The 19,023-nt window shown below is 43.2% G+C and carries 18 protein-coding genes and 1 tRNA gene; all 19 read right to left on the bottom strand.

Annotation, left to right across the window (positions count from 1 at the left end):
- Positions 1-160: 160 nt before the first annotated feature.
- Positions 161-1,861 (bottom strand): lactose-specific PTS transporter subunit EIIC, encoded by a 1,701-nt coding sequence (locus E5S68_RS09140; RefSeq protein ID WP_135783279.1) that lies wholly within the window; start codon positions 1,859-1,861, stop codon positions 161-163.
- On the bottom strand, positions 1,861-2,178 hold the full coding sequence (locus E5S68_RS09135; protein ID WP_048691571.1) for a PTS lactose/cellobiose transporter subunit IIA: 318 nt from the start codon (positions 2,176-2,178) through the stop codon (positions 1,861-1,863). Before E5S68_RS09135 ends, E5S68_RS09140 begins: the two co-directional genes overlap by 1 nt.
- 42 nt (positions 2,179-2,220) lie before the next feature.
- Entirely contained in the window at positions 2,221-3,054 is an 834-nt protein-coding gene (locus tag E5S68_RS09130) for a PRD domain-containing protein (RefSeq protein WP_135783278.1), read from the bottom strand.
- A 291-nt stretch (positions 3,055-3,345) separates the two neighbouring features.
- Positions 3,346-4,326, bottom strand: coding sequence for a tagatose-bisphosphate aldolase (lacD, locus tag E5S68_RS09125; protein WP_135783277.1), 981 nt, complete (start codon positions 4,324-4,326; stop codon positions 3,346-3,348).
- Between the two features lies 1 nt (position 4,327).
- A complete protein-coding gene (locus tag E5S68_RS09120) occupies positions 4,328-5,257 on the bottom strand; it encodes a tagatose-6-phosphate kinase (RefSeq protein ID WP_135783276.1) in 930 nt (309 codons plus the stop codon).
- An 11-nt stretch (positions 5,258-5,268) separates the two neighbouring features.
- Positions 5,269-5,784, bottom strand: coding sequence for a galactose-6-phosphate isomerase subunit LacB (lacB, locus tag E5S68_RS09115; RefSeq protein ID WP_135783275.1), 516 nt, complete (start codon positions 5,782-5,784; stop codon positions 5,269-5,271).
- A 13-nt stretch (positions 5,785-5,797) separates the two neighbouring features.
- A complete protein-coding gene (gene lacA / locus E5S68_RS09110; RefSeq protein WP_135783274.1) occupies positions 5,798-6,223 on the bottom strand; it encodes a galactose-6-phosphate isomerase subunit LacA in 426 nt (141 codons plus the stop codon).
- Positions 6,224-6,448: 225 nt separating this feature from the next.
- Positions 6,449-7,204 carry a DeoR/GlpR family DNA-binding transcription regulator gene (locus E5S68_RS09105; protein ID WP_006595008.1) on the bottom strand — a complete coding sequence of 252 codons (756 nt, stop codon included), beginning with the start codon at positions 7,202-7,204 and terminating at the stop codon, positions 6,449-6,451.
- Between the two features lie 155 nt (positions 7,205-7,359).
- Complete coding sequence (locus E5S68_RS09100; protein WP_135783273.1) at positions 7,360-8,241, bottom strand: class II fructose-bisphosphate aldolase; 882 nt, start codon at positions 8,239-8,241, stop codon at positions 7,360-7,362.
- 193 nt (positions 8,242-8,434) lie between these two features.
- Complete coding sequence (locus E5S68_RS09095; protein WP_135783272.1) at positions 8,435-8,884, bottom strand: hypothetical protein; 450 nt, start codon at positions 8,882-8,884, stop codon at positions 8,435-8,437.
- Between the two features lie 80 nt (positions 8,885-8,964).
- Positions 8,965-9,050: transfer RNA gene (locus E5S68_RS09090), tRNA-Leu, on the bottom strand.
- A gap of 163 nt (positions 9,051-9,213) precedes the next feature.
- Positions 9,214-9,909 carry a B3/B4 domain-containing protein gene (locus E5S68_RS09085; RefSeq protein WP_135783271.1) on the bottom strand — a complete coding sequence of 232 codons (696 nt, stop codon included), beginning with the start codon at positions 9,907-9,909 and terminating at the stop codon, positions 9,214-9,216.
- Between the two features lie 114 nt (positions 9,910-10,023).
- Positions 10,024-10,605 carry a DNA-directed RNA polymerase subunit delta gene (gene rpoE / locus E5S68_RS09080; protein ID WP_167470861.1) on the bottom strand — a complete coding sequence of 194 codons (582 nt, stop codon included), beginning with the start codon at positions 10,603-10,605 and terminating at the stop codon, positions 10,024-10,026.
- Between the two features lie 219 nt (positions 10,606-10,824).
- Entirely contained in the window at positions 10,825-12,108 is a 1,284-nt protein-coding gene (gene tig, locus E5S68_RS09075; RefSeq protein WP_135783269.1) for a trigger factor, read from the bottom strand.
- A gap of 275 nt (positions 12,109-12,383) precedes the next feature.
- Positions 12,384-12,947: a TIGR01440 family protein gene (locus E5S68_RS09070; protein WP_135783268.1), complete on the bottom strand. Its 564-nt coding sequence runs from the start codon at positions 12,945-12,947 to the stop codon at positions 12,384-12,386.
- A 3-nt stretch (positions 12,948-12,950) separates the two neighbouring features.
- Positions 12,951-13,421 (bottom strand): ECF transporter S component, encoded by a 471-nt coding sequence (locus tag E5S68_RS09065; RefSeq protein ID WP_135783267.1) that lies wholly within the window; start codon positions 13,419-13,421, stop codon positions 12,951-12,953.
- Positions 13,411-14,172, bottom strand: a complete 762-nt coding sequence (locus E5S68_RS09060; protein ID WP_135783266.1) for a bifunctional hydroxymethylpyrimidine kinase/phosphomethylpyrimidine kinase — start codon at positions 14,170-14,172, stop codon at positions 13,411-13,413. Before E5S68_RS09060 ends, E5S68_RS09065 begins: the two co-directional genes overlap by 11 nt.
- The gene (truA, locus tag E5S68_RS09055) at positions 14,162-14,911 is read right to left on the bottom strand and encodes a tRNA pseudouridine(38-40) synthase TruA (RefSeq protein WP_135783265.1); all 750 of its coding nucleotides are present in this window, start codon (positions 14,909-14,911) and stop codon (positions 14,162-14,164) included. Before truA ends, E5S68_RS09060 begins: the two co-directional genes overlap by 11 nt.
- Positions 14,912-15,056: 145 nt before the next feature.
- A complete protein-coding gene (locus E5S68_RS09050; RefSeq protein ID WP_135783264.1) occupies positions 15,057-18,620 on the bottom strand; it encodes a family 20 glycosylhydrolase in 3,564 nt (1,187 codons plus the stop codon).
- Between the last annotated feature and the right edge of the window lie 403 nt (positions 18,621-19,023).

Genomic DNA, 19,023 nt, shown 5'->3' with positions numbered 1-19,023 from the left:
GTGAGCCATCCATCTCCATCTCACTTATTGTTCCAAGCCACCGAATTGTGACATGAGGAGGTAAAAACGATATATTTTTACCGACGAATTAACAAGTCGATTAGGAAAATCGCTATAGCGATTTCCGTTACGATAGGAGACTGTTTCACAGTCCCTATCGTTAATCGAATTGCGCTTGAACAAAGGCTAGAGCACCTTGTCCATCGCGTGTCAATTTAATGTACTGAGCACCTTCTGTCTTCGCCAATTTGATGCCTAGTTTATCTGTTTCAGCCTTCATATCTTCGAAGTTGGAAGCAACCTGAGGCGCCAAGATAACAAGGTCAAATTCTGGCAACATTTCACGGTGAGCACCGTAGCCACCGGCTGCCGCTTTGACAGGAACCTTGTATTCTGCCGCAGCCTTGTTCAAGGCATTTGCAAGGAGTCCACTAGTACCGCCACCGGCACAGAGAACCAAGACATTAGTTTCTTCTGTAATGGTATTTTCAGCTGGTGCATCTTCAACACCTGCTTTTTCAAGAATTGCATCTGCTTTGGCAGTATTGAAGTTTGCAGCTACTTTTTCTTTCAATTCATCATTGGCTTTTCCAGAACGTTCCTCTTCAAGAATTTGCTCATCGTACACCTTCACAAATGGGTAGTAAATAACCACGTCTACTACTACTAGAAGAGCAGCAAGGATGAATGAAAGAACTTGGAAGTTTGTACCAAGGACAATCCCTAAAGGTCCAGGAGTAACCCATGGAAGGTTAGCCGTGAAGGAGTTCATTCCCAAGGTATCAACAAAGAATTTGAAGATCCAAACGTTAGCAATTGGTGCAAAAATGAATGGAATAAAGAAGATTGGATTCAATACAATCGGTGCACCAAACAAGATTGGCTCATTTACACCAAAGAATGTAGGTACAACGGATGCACGACCAATTGCACGGTTCCGTTCTGATTTACACAACCACATGAAGAGGAAGGGAACAATCAAGGTTGCTCCAGTTCCACCCATGGTAACGATAAACATTTGAGTACCAGAAGTAATAACCTTATCTGCATGTTGACCAGCTTGAGACAGAGCCAAGTTAGCATCGATATTCGCGTAAGTGATCGCTGCAATCGCAGGCTCTACGATAGAAGGGCCGTGGATTCCTACAAACCAGAAGAAGGCATACGCACCAAAAATAAGTGTTATTCCAAGATAGCCATCTGCAGCTGAGAAGAGAGGCGCAAGAAGAGTACCAATAGATTCAGCTACTGTTACACCAAGACTACCCTTCACAATCAGTTCAAGTCCATAAAGGAGAACGACAGATGCAGTGAATGGGATCAAGTCTTTAAATACTTGAGAGATATTTGGTGGAACTTCGTCTGGCATGCGAATCGTAACATTATTTTTCACGCAGACTTTGTAAACATTAACGGTAACGAAGGCTGCAATAAAGGCTGTCAAAAGACCTTTTGTTCCCATGAAGGCAGTCAGAAAACCTCCTTCTTTCGCTGGTTCAGCTGCCATTAGAAGGAAACCAACCATAGATGCCAACATGGTTGACAAGAAGTTGATCTGGTTTGTTGCAGGTAAATCACGGTTGACAGAATCTGTCAAAGCTTTGGCTGTGGTTCCACCTACGAAGAAAGCCAGAATTCCCATCGAATAGCTATAAGGTGTCATCAAGAAATTCTCAATTTCTTTTGACCAATGGAAGCCCCACGCATTTGGGACGTAAGCAATTAGGATGAAGATAGACGAGAATAAGATCACAGGCATCCCCGCGATAAATCCATCACGAATCGCACGCAAATATTTATTACGAGAAATCTTCTCGAAGAAAGGTTTTCCTTTCTCAATTAATTCAATTAATTTATGCATTATTTAGCTCCTCTTTTGTATAGTTCAATGAGATGATGAATCACATCTTTTAATAGGATCGTTGTCATTAAGTGGTCCTGTCCATGCATCATGGTAATGCTGTAGGGGAGGTCTTCTCCTGCTGCTTCTTGCGCTAGCATAGTTGTTTGAGACTTGTGAGCCTCTGCGATACAGCTTCCTGCTTCTTCTACCAAGCTTTCTGCCTGAGCGAAGTCACCCTTCTCAGCCGCCTTGAGGGCCTCCAAGAGTTTAGAACGAGCATCCCCTGCATACGCAACGATCTCAAAACCTAATAGTGTCATTTCTTCTTTGGTCATGACTAATTCCTCCAATTTGAATTTCTTAATTTTTAAAAGTTATTACAATAAGCGTTGAATGTGCAAGACCAGATAGACCCGTTCACTCTTGTACAAGTCAACCCCGGTCTCCCTAGAAATCACATCATAAATCTTGGAACCAATCTCAAAGGCTTTGGGATAGGAGCTTTTGATATGTTCCTCCATATCTAGAAGCGATTGATTATCATCCCGATTGCGATCCAGGTAATCCAAGAAGTAGTTAAGATGAATCATGAAACGATCATAAAAGTTGTTGTTGGTCTCGGTTCGTTTGATTGAATAACTATCCAAAACCTCTTCCACACCTTTTAAGATTTCTTTGCGCTGGTCCATGGAATCCACGACCTCCGCTCCATTTTCACCTTCTGCGTTGATGAAATGATAGGCGATACGAGTGACCTCATCTTCAGGGAAGCTAGTTGTGAGCTTCTCCCGATAGATATCAACTGCCTCTTTGGCAATCTCAAAAGCCACTGGGTAGTTTTCTGAGATATCCAAAAGATTACTTTCCTTATACCTGCCTTGGGTCACTGCTTGGTAAGAGCAAAACATGTGGTCGGTCAAGGTTACATAGATATATTCTTGAACGGGATAGTGATACTTTTTGGTCAAGTAATCAATCATCTCGTAGGTCACTGTGATGAAGTCTAATGGAACATCTTTTAGCAGGGTCATAAAGTTCTCTCGGGATTCCTCTGTTTTCATCCGAAAGAGCTTTTCTACCTTTTCTTTAGGGACTAGGTCGCCCTTCTTTTTGCCAAAAACGATTCCTTTTCCAATGACAATCAGTTCTTCCCCTTTGTCATTCCTCACCAGAGCAACATTGTGATTGAGTGGATTTAAAATCCGATACATGGTACTCTCCTTGCTAGTTTATTTAAGGTTAAGGGTATAAAAAATGACCACAAATGAGATCAGAGAGGCTTCTCCTCGATTCATCTGTGATCATGCGTAATCTAACTTACTAACACTCACCTTGTATTCACTTATGGATTAAGTATAGCACACGCTTTTGTTTTTGTAAACCCTTTCTTAACAACTTTTTAACTTTTTTGTTTTTTTCTAACAAATAGCTGTTTATAGCTGTCTTCTCTGGGCTCTTCAAGGAAATTCGAACGCCCATTGTTAAAGGAGTGGTCTACACTTTTAAATGCGCTCTTTCCAAGAAGTTGCGACTTGGTCCAAGACTTGGTTGAGTTCTTCAATGTTGCGACGACCTTCGGTACGCAACCATTCACGAGCTGCCTCTTCCCCATTCTTGATGTAGGCTTCAACTGATCCAGCCCAAGTAGCACGGCCACAAAGGACCCCGTTGAAGTTTGCGCCTGCTTCATGGGCAAAGACAAGGGTTTCTTGGAAGAGTTTTGCAGAAACACCGGCACTCAAGTAGATGTATGGAAGGTTGGTTGTTGCTTCTTGTTCTTTAAAGAAGGCTGCAGCCTCTTCACGGCTATGAACGATTTCCCCATCGCCAAAGCCTTCAACGTATTTAACATTGACTGGAACTTCTACCTTCAAGACATCGATGTTGAAGCGTGGGTCTGAGAAGACTTTCATAGCTTCGATGACTTTGCGAGGTTTCACTTTAGCGTATTCTACAGAACCTGCATCAGCGATTGTTTCATCGTAAGCCAAGATTTCAAGGAAGAATGGAATTTCTTCTGCCACACATTCTGAACCGATGCGTTCGATGTAGGCTTGTTTTTCTTGGTTGAGTTCTTCTGCACTATCCACATCATAGTAGAGCAAGAATTTCACTGCATCTGCACCCTGCTCTTTGATGCGTTTAGCTGACCAAAGGTTGAGGCAGTCTGGCAGACGCTTGGTGCTTGAAGTGTCGTAGCCTGTTTTTTCATAAGCCAACAAGAGCCCTGCTTCTGCATCCAAGACCTTAGTTGCTGGAAGTCCATACTCAGGGTCCAAGAGCATAGAAGATGCGAATGGCGTCAATTCTTCAGCCACTAGGACCTTCAACTCTTCCATTTGAGCCACTGTTGGTTCTGTGTCTTGATACTGAGCCATGAGGCGTTTCAAGGCACCACGTTGGTCAAAGGCCAAGGCAGAGATTACACCCTCTTTGGTGCTCAATTTTTCTAAATAGTTGCGTTTTTGTTCTGTTAATACCATCTTATACCTCTTTTACATTTATCTGTTGATACAAATCATCATAGCGATGAATATTGATATGGCCTGTCGTTGCTTCTTGAGCATTCAGCATGCCAAGGACATTGGCTTTGGTTAAAAGTGCTTGGTCGTCTTCCTGATGATAGAGAGCTGAGGCAATCCCAGCAACTGTCGAATCACCAGATCCTACTGGATTGACCACTTCAATTTTTGGAATGTCCACTTTATAGAAGACATCACCATGTTTGGCAAAGGCACCGTCAGCTCCTAGGGAGACGATGACCCAGTCAATCCCTTTAAACAAGTTAGATTGAAGGACCTCTTTTAATTGATCCAGATCCTTGGTCACCTCGTAGCCCAAGAGTTGAGACAACTCTTCATTATTGGGCTTGATAACCGTTGGTTTAATAGGAGCTGCTAGAGCTTTTTCTAGGGAAGCGCCTGAGCAGTCCAGAACGACTGGTTTTCCTGCCTTCTTAGCGCGCTCGACCAATTGAGAATAATAATCAAGTGGCAAGCCAGCTGGTAAACTACCTGAGATAGCAACGACTGCTACATCTGGAAGCAAGGCTTCATAGTGATCAAGAAAGGCTTGCCCTTCTTCTTCAGAAACAGACGGACCTTTTTCCAGGATTTCAGTTTGTTGTCCTTCGTGAAGGATCGCAATGCAATTCCGGGTCTCCCCTTGAATTTCAAAGAATTCTTTGCCGATTTCCTGATCCAGATGGTCCAAGATAAATTGGCCTGTTGAACCACCAATCAGACCAGTTGCCGAGACAGGATCTCCAATCTCTGCAAGGACCCGTGTGACATTGAGACCCTTCCCTCCTGCGGTTTTGCTTACCTTGTCAACTCGATTGACCGTATCCAAGTATAAGGTTTCTAATGGATAGGAAATGTCGATTGAAGGGTTCATGGTTACCGTTAAAATCATAGACTCACCTCTTAGTCGTGGTATTCCCCACGGTCCCATTTTTCGAGGAATTCTGTGAAGAAATCCTCATCTTCTTGATGGTCGTTGTGGGTTTCCAAATGTTGAATCTTGGCAATCAATTTCTTGTTTTCTTCACTTGGTTTGTATTCCGCATGGATGAAGGCTTCCAAAATGTCACACATCAGAAGTTCTCCTGTGATCTTTCCACCAAAACCAATCACGTTGGCATTGAGTTCTTCTTTGGCATAAAGAGCAGAGGTCATATCGCGGACCAAGGCTGAACGGACACCTGGAACCTTGTTAACCGCGTTGTTAATTCCAACGCCAGTTCCACAGATACATACGCCAAGATCTGCTTGACCACTCACTACTGCTTCCCCAACCTTCTTCCCAAAAATTGGATAGTGGGTGCGCGCATGGTCATAGGTTCCGAAGTCAAGGACTTCATAGCCTTTTGATTTCAAAAACTCAGAAACAGCCATTTTTTCATTAGTGACAATATGGTCACATCCAATTGCAATTTTCATTTTTCGTCCCCCCTTAGCACATCTTATTGAGCATATCGACACGGATTTGGTGGCGACCACCGTCATACTTACCGTTTACAAAACCTTTGGCAATATTCTTTGCCAATTGGTCACCCACGATTTGAGCACCCATGGTGATCATGCGAGAATTGTTATGGCCACGAGTCATGTAAGCGGAACGCTCATCTGAAACTTCTGCTGCAACCATTCCCTTAATTTTAGTTGCGACCATAAATGGACCAGCTCCGTAAGCGTCAATGACAATACCCAGATTATCTTCTGCTTGTTTGACTTCTTTTGCAACAGCTAAGGTCACATCGACAAAGTCTTGCCCTTCTTCTGTCACGTCCACGACTTGGAAACCTTCTACTTCCAAATACTCTTTGACTACTTCTTTTAAGCGGCTACCTGCTGCATCCGCACCAACTACAATTGCCATATGCTTCTCCTTTTTGCATTTCTGTCAACAAAGAAAGTTCTCCTCTTTCTTCATTCGACTTCGTTTTGTTATTCACAAACACAGTATAGCGCTAATTTTGTTTGTTGTCAACTATTTTTTGTTTATTTTTTTCTTTTTTCTTCATTTTTTATTATTTTTTAGCCCTAAATTGTTTGTAATAAACAAAAAAAGAGAGAATCGCTCTCTCTTTCTTCAGTTTATTATTTATACAATCACACGTGTATATTCCTCTAATTCTTCATGTGCTTTCTCAGATGCATCGTCCGTTATCACTGCCGTCACTTTTTTTAAGGAACAGATAGAGGTAAAGTCTTCCTTGCCAATCTTGGAGGAGTCAATCAGTAGGTAAGCTTCAGAAGAACGTTCTAAGGCTAACTTTTGCGTATAGGCTTCTTCAAAAGAAGAGGTCAGAACGCGTCCATCCACAATGCCATTCCCACTAAAAAACATCTTGTGGAAGTACATTCTTTCCATGAGAGTGTTCGTTATCTCGCCGACAAAAGCTTGACTGGTTTCTCGAAGTTCCCCTCCTAAGAGGATTACCTTAAAGGTATCACTTTTCTTCTTTAACAACTCTTGGAAAATCGGCAGACAGTTGGTCACCACACGCAATTCCTTATTATTAATGGCTTCGGAAAGAACCTCAACAGAGGTCCCCGGCCCAAGGAAGATACTCTCACCTTCTTTTATCAGTTCGCTAGCTTTCTTCGCTACCTCACGCTTAGCCAGAATATTCTTGAGTAACTTCTCTTCATGGGGAAGCTCTCGTGAAGGGAGGAATTGGTTACTTTTGGCTCCATTTCGAACACGAATAAGGAGCCCTTGCTTTTCCAATTCAATCAAATCCCGACGGACCGTCATATCCGACACCTGCATGCTTTCCATGATGTCTTGAACATAAACGGTTCCAGCCTTATTGACCAGATTGATAATCTCATTCAGTCTTTCCTGTTTTTTCATTTCCTACCTACTTGCATCGTTTTTGTTTATTATAACCTTAAACTGTCAGAATCGCAATCATTTTTTGTTTGAAACAAACATTTTTCAGAAAAAGAGAAATCAAAAAAGGCTTATCCTTGCGGATAAACCTCTGGTTAATAACGTTTCAAGCAAGATTAAGCTTTGCCTTCTGAACCGAATACGTCGATACGTTCTTCAACTGAAGCTGTGATTGCTTCGAATCCTGGTTTCAAGAATTTACGTGGGTCGAAGAGTTTCTTCTTGTCGTATTCTGCTTCGTTTGCATCGTATTCACGTACGAATTGACGAGTTGCGTTAGCGAATGCGATTTGGCACTCAGTGTTAACGTTAACTTTCGCAACACCAAGTTTGATCGCTGCTTGGATTTGATCATCAGGGATACCTGAACCACCGTGCAATACGATTGGGAATCCTGGAAGAGCTTCTGTCAATTTCTTCAAGTGGTCAAGGTCAAGACCTTCCCAGTTTGCTGGGTATGGACCGTGGATGTTACCAATACCTGCTGCCAAGAAGTCGATTCCTGTAGCAACCATTGCTTTAGCATCTTCGATTGGTGCCAATTCACCTTTACCAATGATACCGTCTTCTTCACCACCGATTGTACCAACTTCAGCTTCAACTGAGATACCTTTAGCGTGAGCTTTTTCTACAACTTCTTTCGCCAATTTAAGGTTTTCTTCGACTGGAAGGTGTGATCCGTCGAACATGATTGAAGTGTAACCAACTTCGATACACTCAAGAGCATCTTCGTAGTGACCATGGTCCAAGTGGATTGCAACTGGTACAGTGATACCCATTGCTTCAACAAGGTTAGCGATCATGTTGCGAGCTACTTTGTAACCACCCATGTATTTAGCAGCACCCATAGAAGTTTGGATCAAAACTGGAGCTTTTTTAGCTTCTGCTGCACGCAAGATAGCTTGAGTCCACTCAAGGTTGTTTGTGTTAAATCCACCAACTGCGTAACCATTGTCACGAGCTGCTTGGACAAATTTTTCTGCTGAAACGATTGCCATTAGTTGTAGGCCTCCTCTTATTTTTTGTGGTTAAACCACTTACATTGTTTATTTTATCACTTTTTCATTTAAATTGCTAGTTTTTCTTGTAGCTTTAAGCGCTTTCTTATGATAAATGAGGAGGAATGCTTACTTTTCCAAGAATTCCACAGGCCATAGAAAAGTAAAAGACGGGAGCCCAAGCCCCCTCATTTCAATCCTCTGCTTTAAAATTTTTTAATGAAAGGAGAAAACCAATCCCGCAAATCACAAGGAGTACTGCTACAACCCATTGAGAATAGAAATAAGCAGCAAATAATTGACTGTCAGTGAACATTTTTCCAAGAAGCCCCTTTACCAATCCCTCCAAAAGTGGAACACTCTCAAACATAGCAAGAAGAGTCCCAAGAAAGAGAATACTGCCCGCTATCAGAAAAAGATTGGGAATCCACTTTTTAATCCTTTTCTCTTTTCTGAGAAAATACTTAGAAGCAATCGCTGCTAGAAAAACGAGGACATTCCATATGGTTAAGGCCATAAAATATCTAAAAGTATCCTTGTATGCGCCTATCGCCATAGCTAAAATCATAATAGGACCGAAAAAATTAATGGCACTTCCCAATAGTGCAAAGAGGCCATCGACCAAAACGAGATATTTCTTCATGTTCTCACCTCATCTCACACCTATTCTACCACAAAGAAATTTAAAAACAAAAAAAGATAGCCAAAGCTATCTTCATCCGATGCGGAGAGAGGGACTTGAACCCTCACGACCTAAAGCGGTCACAGGATCCTTAGTCCTGCGCGTCTGCCAATTCCGCCATCCCCGCGATTGAGTACCTTACTAGTATATCAATCTTCTACTTTCTTGTCAAGATTTTTTTCAAACTTTTTTCAAACTTTGAACTTTATTACAGGGCAAGAAGAGCATTGGCTCCTTCACTTCACTCGTCTGTTCAGATGTTGACAAATCTTCCTTACTGAAGGGCTTCTTTATGGGACTGGAATTGCCTCACTGGTGGTAACCAGATATTTTTCAAATTCTAAATCAGGCATGCAAGAGGCCAAATCTTCCCTGATTCGATCGAGTGCTTCCAAGCGCATCTCTACAGAGGTCGCTCGATTCCCCTGGATGATGAAAATTGCATTCCGGGTCTGGTCTTCAAATTTGTAGTACTCGCTATCTCGTACATCTAGCCAGGCCAAGACACCCTGACAGTCCCGATAGACTGGATCAGTTTCACTAACATGCTTTTCTGTTGATAAGATAGGCAAAAAGGTATCTTCTCTTTGACTAATCGTAAACTCGATTGGTCCCTGTATCTTATCCAAATCATGCCCTCCGATGGCTAGGAATGAGCGCAAACATTCTACATTGTAGATATCAATAACGCTATTGATCGTCGGAAGGAAGCCACGACTTTGGATATTCTTAATCAAAGCAAGAATTGTCGGCGGGTTCTTCTTGACACTACGCCCCACTTCCTTCAACAATTCCATATAGCCTTGTACAACTGCCTCCTCTTTCACCGAGCTGAGATCACAATTTAAGGCCCATGCTTCCATCTCCTTCTTTTTTGCTAAAAAAGTGGAAGACAGGGGCGCTTGTGGGTTTACCCCTCTCGCAATTCCAATCACTACCGTCTCAATCCCCAAATTGGCCAGGCTTTGATCTAGTTTATAGTCCATGTTGGTCCCCTCCTTGACTCTATAACAGATTTACACTCTTATTATACTACTCTATAAGCATTCTTTCAAGAGTAAGAAAAAAAACAAGGAAGGCTTTTCCTTGTTTCGTTCAGATTATTCTTCGTCTTCGTCTGGCTCTTCTTCGTCTTCGTCCTCTTCACTCAACTCAACTTCTTCATCCAAGTCATCTGGTGAGATTTCATTGATTTCTGCATCATAAGCTTCTACTTCATTCTTCTCATCATCTGGATTTTCTTCGTCATAGCTGAGGGCTGGATCTGCTTCGTAAACATCCTCATCTTCTGGATCATCTGCATTGTAGTCGATGGCATCTTCATCTCCATCCATGAAGGCATTGACGCGTTTTTTCTTACGCTTCTTAGGTACTTCGTCTTCGTCTGTTTCTTCAAGCGCGATGATTTCTTCATCTACTTCATCGATGGCATACCATGAGCGAAGCCCCCATTTGTTATCTCCAAGTGGGATAAAGCTTCCGTCTACGTTCAACTCTGTGTAGAACAAAGGAAGAAATTCACGGATTTCACTGTTTGATTTTCCGAGGTAGTTTTGAATTTCATTGACAAGATCACTGAAATACATTTCATGATCACGACCACGTGACTCTAAAATCGCACGAGCTACTTCAATCATTGAAAGTTCACTTTTTTCTTGACCAGCAAATACTTCTAATTCCAAGGTAGATCTCCTTATTTTTTATCCGAAGGCAGGCCACTTTTTCATGAAAAAAGAGGTTGCCCCTAGAAAACATCATTTATCGTTACACTCTATTGTACGATAATTTTCCCCTTTCGTCAAAGGAAAATTCCGGTTCTACTAGAAGAGAAAAGCCGGGACATCCGTCCTCAGCTTTTCTCATTTTCACAATTTCCCCTCAGAGAGGAGTTGAATCTTTTCTTATTTAACTTTAGCAGTTCCTGTGATCACTTCAACAGCTTTCTTCACAGCAATGTCATGTTTCAACATTTCTGGTGAAAGCAAGCTACGAACTTGTTCAACTGGCATGTTGTAGTCTGCTGCCAATTGTTCGATTTCAGCAGTTACTTCTTCCTCAGTTGCTTCGAAACCTTCTGCTTTGGCAACCGCTTCTACGACAAGGTTTGTCTTAGTACGTGCTGCTGCGTCTGCTTCGTATTGTTTGTGAAGGTCTTCTTGAGTTGTACCAGTGATTTGGAAGTACATGTCTGGAGAGATTCCTTGACGTTGCATGTTTCCAAGGAATTCATTGACAGCACGGTGTACTTCTTCGTGGATCATTTCTTCTGGAAGATCAACGATTTCTGCATTTTCTACTGCAAGGTCAATTGCTGCTGATTCAACCGCGTCGTTGTATGCTTCTTCTTTCGCTTCAGCTAATTCTTTGCGATATTTTTCTTTCAATTCAGCAAGAGTTTCAACTTCTTCGTCGATATCTTTTGCCAATTCATCGTCAAGAGCTGGTACTTCTTTTGCTTTTACTTCGTGGATGGTTGTCACGAATTTCGCTTCTTTACCTGCAAGGTCAGTTGCTTGGTAATTTTCTGGGAAAGTTACGATAACATCAACTGTTTCACCAGCAGAGTGACCAACCAATTGGTCTTCGAAGCCAGGGATAAATTGACCTGAACCAAGTCCAAGTGAGAAGTTGTCTCCTTTTCCTCCGTCAAACTCAACACCGTCAACAGATCCTACGAAGTCGATTACAACTGTATCACCTTCAGCAGCTGGTCCTTCTTTGATCACCAATTCAGCCAAGTTGTTGCGTTCGCGTTCGATACGTGCATCTACATCTTCATCTGTTACTTCTTTAGAAACTTCTACAGAAACTTCAAGGTCTTTGTAAGCACCCAATTTTACTTCAGGTTTTGTTACAACAGCTGCTGTCAATGTCCAATCTTGACCTTTTTCCATTGATACAATATCAAAGCTTGGTTGAGCAACAACTTCAAGGCCTGCTTCTTTCACTGCTGCTTCATAAGCTGCTGGAAGAAGATCGTTCAAAGCGTCTTGGTAAAGTGATTCTTCACCAAAACGTTTGTTGAAGATTGGGCGTGGAAGGTGACCTTTACGGAATCCTGGTACGTTCAAGTTTTTCTTAACAGACTCAAACACGCGATCTAAAGCTGGTTTAATTTGTTCTTGACTGATAGTGAAAGTCAATACACCGCGGTTTGTTTCTTTGTTTTCAAATGATACAGACATTCTGTCTCTCCTTAAAATAATATAGTCATTCCTTATAATTTTACCATAAAACTTCGAAAATGCAAGTTTTTGGGCAATCTGCTTTGATTCCTTTTTGACTAGGAATAGCCAATTCTTAGGCCAATCCACACGTTTATGGTGAACCACTTTCAAATCATCCGTGTATGACCCCTGATTGGACTGAATAAGGACTACTTCTTTCGTCCTTATTCCCCTTATAGCTGAATCGATGGATTGAAAAAAAACAACTCCTTCGTTGAGTCAGTTTTTCAATCTTAGGATTTACGAAGCGGATCTTCTTGGTAAGAAGCACGCGCCCCACCGATTAATTTTGGACGACTGGCTAAAGCCGTCACATGAGCCCCACCCAGCTCTCTCAAAACCGGACGAACAGGTACTTGCACGTGCTTGACATGCATCCCAATAGAGGTATCACCAATATCTAGGCCAGCTTGGGCTGTAATAAATTCAACTTCAACTGGATCTGTCATGTAGCTAAAGGCTGCAACTTGGCCTGCCCCCCCTGCATGAAGAGTCGGTAAAACATTGACGATTTCTAAATCTTTTTTCTCTGCCAGTTCGCGTTCGACCACCAGAGCGCGGTTAAGATGCTCACATCCTTGAACCGCTAAATAGATTCCTTTGGGAGTTAGGGTATCCAAGATAGTTTTCACAATGGCTTGGCCTATCTCCAGACTCGAGTTCTTGCCAATACTGCCACCGGCCACTTCACTAGTTGACAATCCTAACACAAAGATCTGCCCCTGACGCAGATTAGCCTTGGATAGAAGATCCAGCAAAATCTCCTGGGTTTCCCTTTTTAATTGCTCTAACTCCATCCTCTAATTTCCCTTCTTTGGTAAAAAATGATACAGAGCATATCCCAGAGCCATCCCAACGAAGTTTTGAACCAGATTATGAGGAATCTCCGCTAATGCTGGGCCCCAGTTGTTTCCTAAAAAGAGCGCTGAAGCAAGGGCATACCCACCTACCATGATAACTGTCCCTAAAAGCAGACCGATGTAACGGGCTTTCCCTTTAAAGCCAGCAAAGTAGCCTTGAGCTCCGTGAAACAGGAGACTAAAGAACATCCATTGAGGATAGCCAGAGACCAAATCCAACAGAAAAGCACCGAGACCACCGACCACAGCTCCTTCTTTGCGCCCCAAATAAAAGGCAGTGAAATAGACGCCTAGATCCAGCAAGGTCACCATCCCGGTCGGAGTTGGCAACTTGGTATAATAGCCTAGCACAACTGTCAAGGCGGTTAAAATAGCTAAGCGGGCGATTACTTGGGTACGTTTATTGGTCATATTGAACTACTCCATATTGATCTGATTTTTGAATGGCTTGGTAGACGAAAGCTTTTGAAGCCTCGACAGCTTCTAACGTTGCCTTCCCTTGAACTAACTGACTTGCAATACTAGACGCAAAGGTACAACCAGCTCCTGTATTATTCTTTTCTAAAACATCTTCTTCGAAGACGGTAAAGTCTTGTCCGTCATAAAAGACATCGATGGCTTTTTCTTGGTTGAGGCGATTGCCCCCTTTGACCACGACAGTCTCTGCTCCCAATTCATGGAGCTTACGAGCAGCCTCCTTCATATCATCGAGCGATTGAATCTTGCTTTGGGTCAAGATCTCAGCCTCTGGTAAATTTGGTGTGATGATGGTCACATAAGGGAAGAACTTGATCAATTCGTCTCGAAGGGCTGACACTTCCACATCATGGGTTTCCTTGCAGACCAAGACCGGATCCAGCACCACAGGGATACCTGCATGGGCTTTGACATAGTCCAGGGCTAAATCTGCCACTTCAACATTTGGCAAGAGGCCGAGTTTAATAGCAGAAAAAGGAACATCCTTGAGAGAGCTGAGCTGTTGAGCAAAGGTCGTCGGATCCACTGGAAGCACTTCAAAACCGTTCTCGGTCATGGCTGTCAAACAAGTCACTGCTACAAAACCATGCTGTTTGTTAGTCGTATAGGTCGCAAGGTCTGCGTGAAGACCTCCTCCACTAAAAATATCATTTCCTGAAATAGCTAGAATCAATTCATTGCTCATACCGAATCTCCTTTAAATATAAGCCATTTGGCGCTGCTGTCGGACCTGCTAGATTGCGGTCCTTTTTTTCTAAAATCAAGTCAATTTGCTCCACCGGCATTCGTCCATTGCCAATCTTTAGCAAGGTTCCCACCATATTGCGGATTTGCTTGTAGAGAAAGCCATTACCTGAAAAGGTAAAGAGAAGGCGATGATTTGCCGCGTCCTCAACCAAGCGAGCCTCTGTAATCGTACGAACCTTGTCTTCCACACTGGTACCCGAAGCAGTGAAGCCAGTGAAATCATGGGTTCCCTCCAACTTTTGGATGGCTACTTGCATCTTGGCCACATCCAAAGGGTAGGGATAGGGAGTTGCATAGTGGCGCATCATGGGGTTCTTAGGGCGACCATAATCCACGATGAATCCATAGGTCTTGCTGTGCTTCTGGTAGCGTGAGTGAAAGTCATCTGCTACTTGCTCCACCCGAATAAAGTCAATATCCTCTGGAGTTTGGGTATCCAGAGCAAAGCGGAGCTTCTCCTCATCTCGTGGCTGAGGGAGATCAAAATGGATGACCTGCCCAAGGGCATGGACGCCTGCATCCGTCCGGCCCGCGCCATGGATGGTCACGGGATTTCCTTGATTGAGACGCTTTAAGGTCTTCTCGATTTCTTCTTGTACACTACGCGCATGCGGTTGCCTTTGGAAACCTGCAAATAGCGTTCCATCGTAAGAAATAGTTGCTTTATATCGTGTCATGTTTTTATTTTATCAAGTTCATCCAAGCTGAACAAGGCAGAAAAGCCATGACTGTCCGGGTACAGTTTTGAAGTCAAAAAAAGAACCAAGTCTTTCCTTTTCCATCTCTGGAAAATAGAAAAACTTAGTTCAATCGGGGGGCTGATTAGTCTTCTTTCCGTCCTTTGAGACCCATCCCTGTCGCTCCTAAGATTGCTCCAAGCAAGGCCAACCCTAAAATAGACTCTTGTCCAGTCTCAGGAAGCTGATGGCTAGACCGTGTTTGATCTTGCACCGGTGCTGGCTTAGCCTCTTCCACTGGTTTTTGTTCTGAAGCGACTGGAGCTGGTTGAGCGTTCACAAGCTGCTTCACTTCAGGAGCTACTGGTCTTACTTGATGATGACCTCCTTGACCAACTTGAGGTAAGTCTGGTTGAGGACTTGGAGTATCCTGTAAACCTGGAGTCGGAGTGATCACTTCTGCCTCCTTGGTGCCCACTTCCACAATCTCAGAAACAGCTTCTTTCGAAACTTCTGTTCCTACCACTTGGCGGCTCTTATCAAGAGCAGAGACCGCAACAAATTCACGATGCTGGCCTTTGGCACCTGCTTGAACCACTTTTCGTTCACCCTTGGCCAAGTCTGGATTCGTACGTTCAACGACTTCAAAATCTAGTTCTTTTTCAACGATTTCCAAGCTTGGTTTGTCTTCTACCAAGGCTCTGACATCATTTTCTGCTTGACTTCCCACTTGGGTGATTGGTTTCAACTGGCTGAGAGCTTGTGTTAGGCTTGTCACTTGCTCATCAACCTTTTCTTGATGAGCACGACTGACAGTCCAGTTCAATGTATCCAAGACTTTTGCAAGAGCTGAACGAGATTCCTCTGTATAGATGGAAAGATCTGTTGGAACACTTGCAAGGGCCGCACGAAGGGCTGTATAGTCAGCTTTGAAATAGTCCTTATTGTGGTTGGCAAAGGCAGTCATAAGTTCAAAGATTTCCTCTTCCTTGTACTCAACGCTTGGTCTATCTGCCCAAATAGCTACCATACTACCAACAGTAGGAAGATCAACCTCAGGATATTTAGTTGAAGCTAGCTGGTTGAATGGAGTTTTTTCAGTATTTTCGATAGCTTTCTTGAGGAAGCCACCACCATCTTCAGGTTTTTGACCGAGGATATAGTACCAATCTCCGTTAGTGTTAAGGAATTTATACCCCTTGCTTGCTAGATATTGAGGAGATGCGAGGTTATAACCCCACCATCCTTTAGACCAGTAAGAAATCAAGACATCTTTGTCAAAGGCAACATCATCTTCGTCTCCATAGTAGAAGCCATCGTTAAAGGCCATTGGTTGCAAGCCTTTTTCTTTAGCCATGGCAGCGAGACTGTTGGCGTAGTCCGCAAATTTACCGTAGAGCTCATACCATTTGAGGTAGTACCAACCTTGAGCATTGGTGGCATCATTGGCATATTCGTCTGTTCCGTAGTTAAAGATCTTAGACTTGCCTTTAAAATAGTCCATGTACTTACCAATCAAAGCCTTGGTAAAGTTGACTGCTTCTTCGTTGGTCAGATCCATGGTTGTCTTGGACACTGTATCAAAGGTCGCTTGCGGATGTTCGATACCTAGTTTTTGCATCGCTACCAAGATGGCATCCATGTGGCCTGGACTATTGACTGCTGGGATTAAGCCAATTCCTTTAGAAGTCGCGTAAGCTATCAATTCATCCATTTCTGCTTGGGTCAAAGCTTGACCATTTGGATCGTCATAATAGGCCTTGGTTCCTTCCAGGAGAGCAGCCTTCACATCGTCGCTAGCATAGGTTTTGCCATTTGCCTCCAGGGTCATATCATCGAGTACGAAGCGCATGCCATCATTTCCGACAAGGAGGTGCAAGTCAGAATATCCCAGCTCACTGGCCTTATCCACGATTCGTTTCAACTGATCCAGCGAGAAGTATTTGCGTCCTGCGTCAATGGAAATTACCTTGCTCTTGGCTAGTTTTTCAGCAGCTTCCTTGTCTGCCAACTCTTTGGCATAGCTTTCTGTATGGACTAAGGCCTCTTGAGCGGCTTTAAGAGAAGCAATCAGTTCTTTGGCTTCTGCTCGTGTCGTTTCTGCTCCCACTCCTTCTAGCGCCTTTTTCGCTGCTGTAAAGGCTACTAGCGATTCTGGAGTGTAATGGTCCAAATCAGTTGGAGCTTCCGCAAGAGCTTTTTCAACCACTTCAGGATCTGCTACAAAATAATCTGCGTTCTTATCCGCAAAAGCCTGCATGAGCTTAAAGAGAAGCTCTTTTTTGTAGGTTGCAGATGGCGTATCTGCCCAGGCAGCTACCATCCCACCGATAAATGGAACCTTAGCCCCATCATTCTTTTGAACAGCATCAATAGCAGATTTAGAAATCCCTTCGAGACCTTGATCGAGATTGTACCAACCAGATCCAGCTTTATCCCGACCGAGGACATAGTACCAAGCATCATTGGTATTAAGGATTTGATGGCCTAGTTCAGACAAGAGTTTGGATGAAGCCACATCATAGCCGTTCCAACCACCTGTCCAGTAGGATACAATGATATCCTTATCAAAAGTTCCATAGGAGGTGTCGCCATTGTAGTAGATACCGTCGTTGAAGGCCATTGGTTTCATCTTGTGTTTTTTCACAATAGCCGCTAGATCATTGGCATATTGGATGAATTTTTCGTAGCCTTTATCTGGATAGCCTTCATCTGGCCAATGCTTGCTAGCTTGGAGAACCTGCCAACCATGGGCATCTGTTGCATCATTGGCATATTCGTCCAAGCCAATGTTAAAGATTTCTGTCTTGCCACTGAAATAAGCCGCATACTTGTCCACCAAGGCTTTTGTGAAATCTAGGGCTTTTTGATTGTCTAAATCAACGGTCCGTTCTGATTTTTTCGTACCAAAGTAATTAAAGTGAGGGTTTTCGATCCCTAATTGCTCCATAGCGGTTAGGATTGCATCCATGTGCCCTGGGCTATTAATTGTTGGAATCACGCCTATATTCTTGGATTTAGCATAAGCCAAAATGTCATCCATTTGAGCCTGCGTCAAGGCTGTTCCATTTGGATCGTCATAGTAAGCTTTGGTTCCTTTTTCAACTGCCTCTTTGACCGCTTGACTTGAGTAGGACGCATCTCCTACTTGCAAGGACATGTCATCAAGGACAAAGCGCAAACCATCATTTCCCACTAAGAGATGTAGGTCGGTATAGCCCGTCTTACTAGCTTCATCAATGATTTCCTTGATTTGATCAGGTGAGAAGTACTTGCGACCCGCATCAATAGAGATGACTTTTTTCTTGGCCAATTTTTCTTCTTGTTCAGGATCTTTAGCGCGTGTTTCCGTCGCTGCTGTCACTGGTTGAGCTGCTACATCAGCTTCTGTGACAGAGATCGCTTCTTCACGAATCAAGCGATCAAGATCAGATGCGCGCAATTCTCGATCAGGTAGGGTCGGCTGACTTTGATCAACGATTGGAGCAGGAACAATTGGTTTTTCTACTACCGGCTGAGGAGCTTCCTCCGTAGCAGAAAGAGGCAAGTCTCCTTCACTTGGCTGTGTCGGTAGAGTCGTTGCAGAGCTTTCTGTAACGCTTGGCGTATCTGCTGCTACAACTTGACCGCTAGCAAAAAAGCCAACCAGTACCGAAGCAACTCCTACAGCATACTTGCGAATAGCATAACGTGGTTGATGTGATTTCATCAGGACCTCCTAAAATTTGTTTTGTGTAAACGCTTACTTCCAGTCTATCTAGAAAGAGTCCCCCCGTCAAGGCTTCTTTGAAAAGTTCTTTAATTAAGAGAAGAAGCTATAAAATTTTATCCCTATATTTCATTAAAACTAGCGGACAAAAAAAGAGCTTGGCTCTTAAAACCAAACTCTTTATTGATGTATTCTAAAAACAAAGGCTCTGAGTACCTGATTTCTATCTCTCGGCGCAGTCGTTGATGGCTCAAAACACTGTTTTGAAGTGGCGGATAGGGATTGCGGAGCAAGGCCCTCTTCCTAATCAACTGGGTGGGGGGACTAAAAAGGTCCGGTGGACCTTTTTTGCCCGAGCCTTAAAACCGAAAAGCGAGGTAGAAATCAAACTCTTCGAGTTACT

Origin of the sequence: Streptococcus rubneri, from assembly GCF_004785935.1 — a bacterium.
In the GTDB taxonomy this organism is placed as follows: Bacteria; Bacillota; Bacilli; order Lactobacillales; family Streptococcaceae; genus Streptococcus; species Streptococcus rubneri.
Note: the sequence above shows the minus strand (reverse complement) of the source record. Positions and strands in the feature narration are given on the sequence as shown.

What these genes read in the sequence shown, in the direction of transcription:
- E5S68_RS09140 (WP_135783279.1), bottom strand. Translation starts at nt 1,861, where the DNA reads ATGCATAAATTAATTGAATTAATTGAGAAAGGAAAACCTTTCTTCGAG.
- E5S68_RS09135 (WP_048691571.1), bottom strand. Translation starts at nt 2,178, where the DNA reads ATGACCAAAGAAGAAATGACACTATTAGGTTTTGAGATCGTTGCGTAT.
- E5S68_RS09130 (WP_135783278.1), bottom strand. Translation starts at nt 3,054, where the DNA reads ATGTATCGGATTTTAAATCCACTCAATCACAATGTTGCTCTGGTGAGG.
- lacD (WP_135783277.1), bottom strand. Translation starts at nt 4,326, where the DNA reads ATGGTATTAACAGAACAAAAACGCAACTATTTAGAAAAATTGAGCACC.
- E5S68_RS09120 (WP_135783276.1), bottom strand. Translation starts at nt 5,257, where the DNA reads ATGATTTTAACGGTAACCATGAACCCTTCAATCGACATTTCCTATCCA.
- lacB (WP_135783275.1), bottom strand. Translation starts at nt 5,784, where the DNA reads ATGAAAATTGCAATTGGATGTGACCATATTGTCACTAATGAAAAAATG.
- lacA (WP_135783274.1), bottom strand. Translation starts at nt 6,223, where the DNA reads ATGGCAATTGTAGTTGGTGCGGATGCAGCAGGTAGCCGCTTAAAAGAA.
- E5S68_RS09105 (WP_006595008.1), bottom strand. Translation starts at nt 7,204, where the DNA reads ATGAAAAAACAGGAAAGACTGAATGAGATTATCAATCTGGTCAATAAG.
- E5S68_RS09100 (WP_135783273.1), bottom strand. Translation starts at nt 8,241, where the DNA reads ATGGCAATCGTTTCAGCAGAAAAATTTGTCCAAGCAGCTCGTGACAAT.
- E5S68_RS09095 (WP_135783272.1), bottom strand. Translation starts at nt 8,884, where the DNA reads ATGAAGAAATATCTCGTTTTGGTCGATGGCCTCTTTGCACTATTGGGA.
- E5S68_RS09085 (WP_135783271.1), bottom strand. Translation starts at nt 9,909, where the DNA reads ATGGACTATAAACTAGATCAAAGCCTGGCCAATTTGGGGATTGAGACG.
- tig (WP_135783269.1), bottom strand. Translation starts at nt 12,108, where the DNA reads ATGTCTGTATCATTTGAAAACAAAGAAACAAACCGCGGTGTATTGACT.
- E5S68_RS09070 (WP_135783268.1), bottom strand. Translation starts at nt 12,947, where the DNA reads ATGGAGTTAGAGCAATTAAAAAGGGAAACCCAGGAGATTTTGCTGGAT.
- E5S68_RS09065 (WP_135783267.1), bottom strand. Translation starts at nt 13,421, where the DNA reads ATGACCAATAAACGTACCCAAGTAATCGCCCGCTTAGCTATTTTAACC.
- E5S68_RS09060 (WP_135783266.1), bottom strand. Translation starts at nt 14,172, where the DNA reads ATGAGCAATGAATTGATTCTAGCTATTTCAGGAAATGATATTTTTAGT.
- truA (WP_135783265.1), bottom strand. Translation starts at nt 14,911, where the DNA reads ATGACACGATATAAAGCAACTATTTCTTACGATGGAACGCTATTTGCA.
- E5S68_RS09050 (WP_135783264.1), bottom strand. Translation starts at nt 18,620, where the DNA reads ATGAAATCACATCAACCACGTTATGCTATTCGCAAGTATGCTGTAGGA.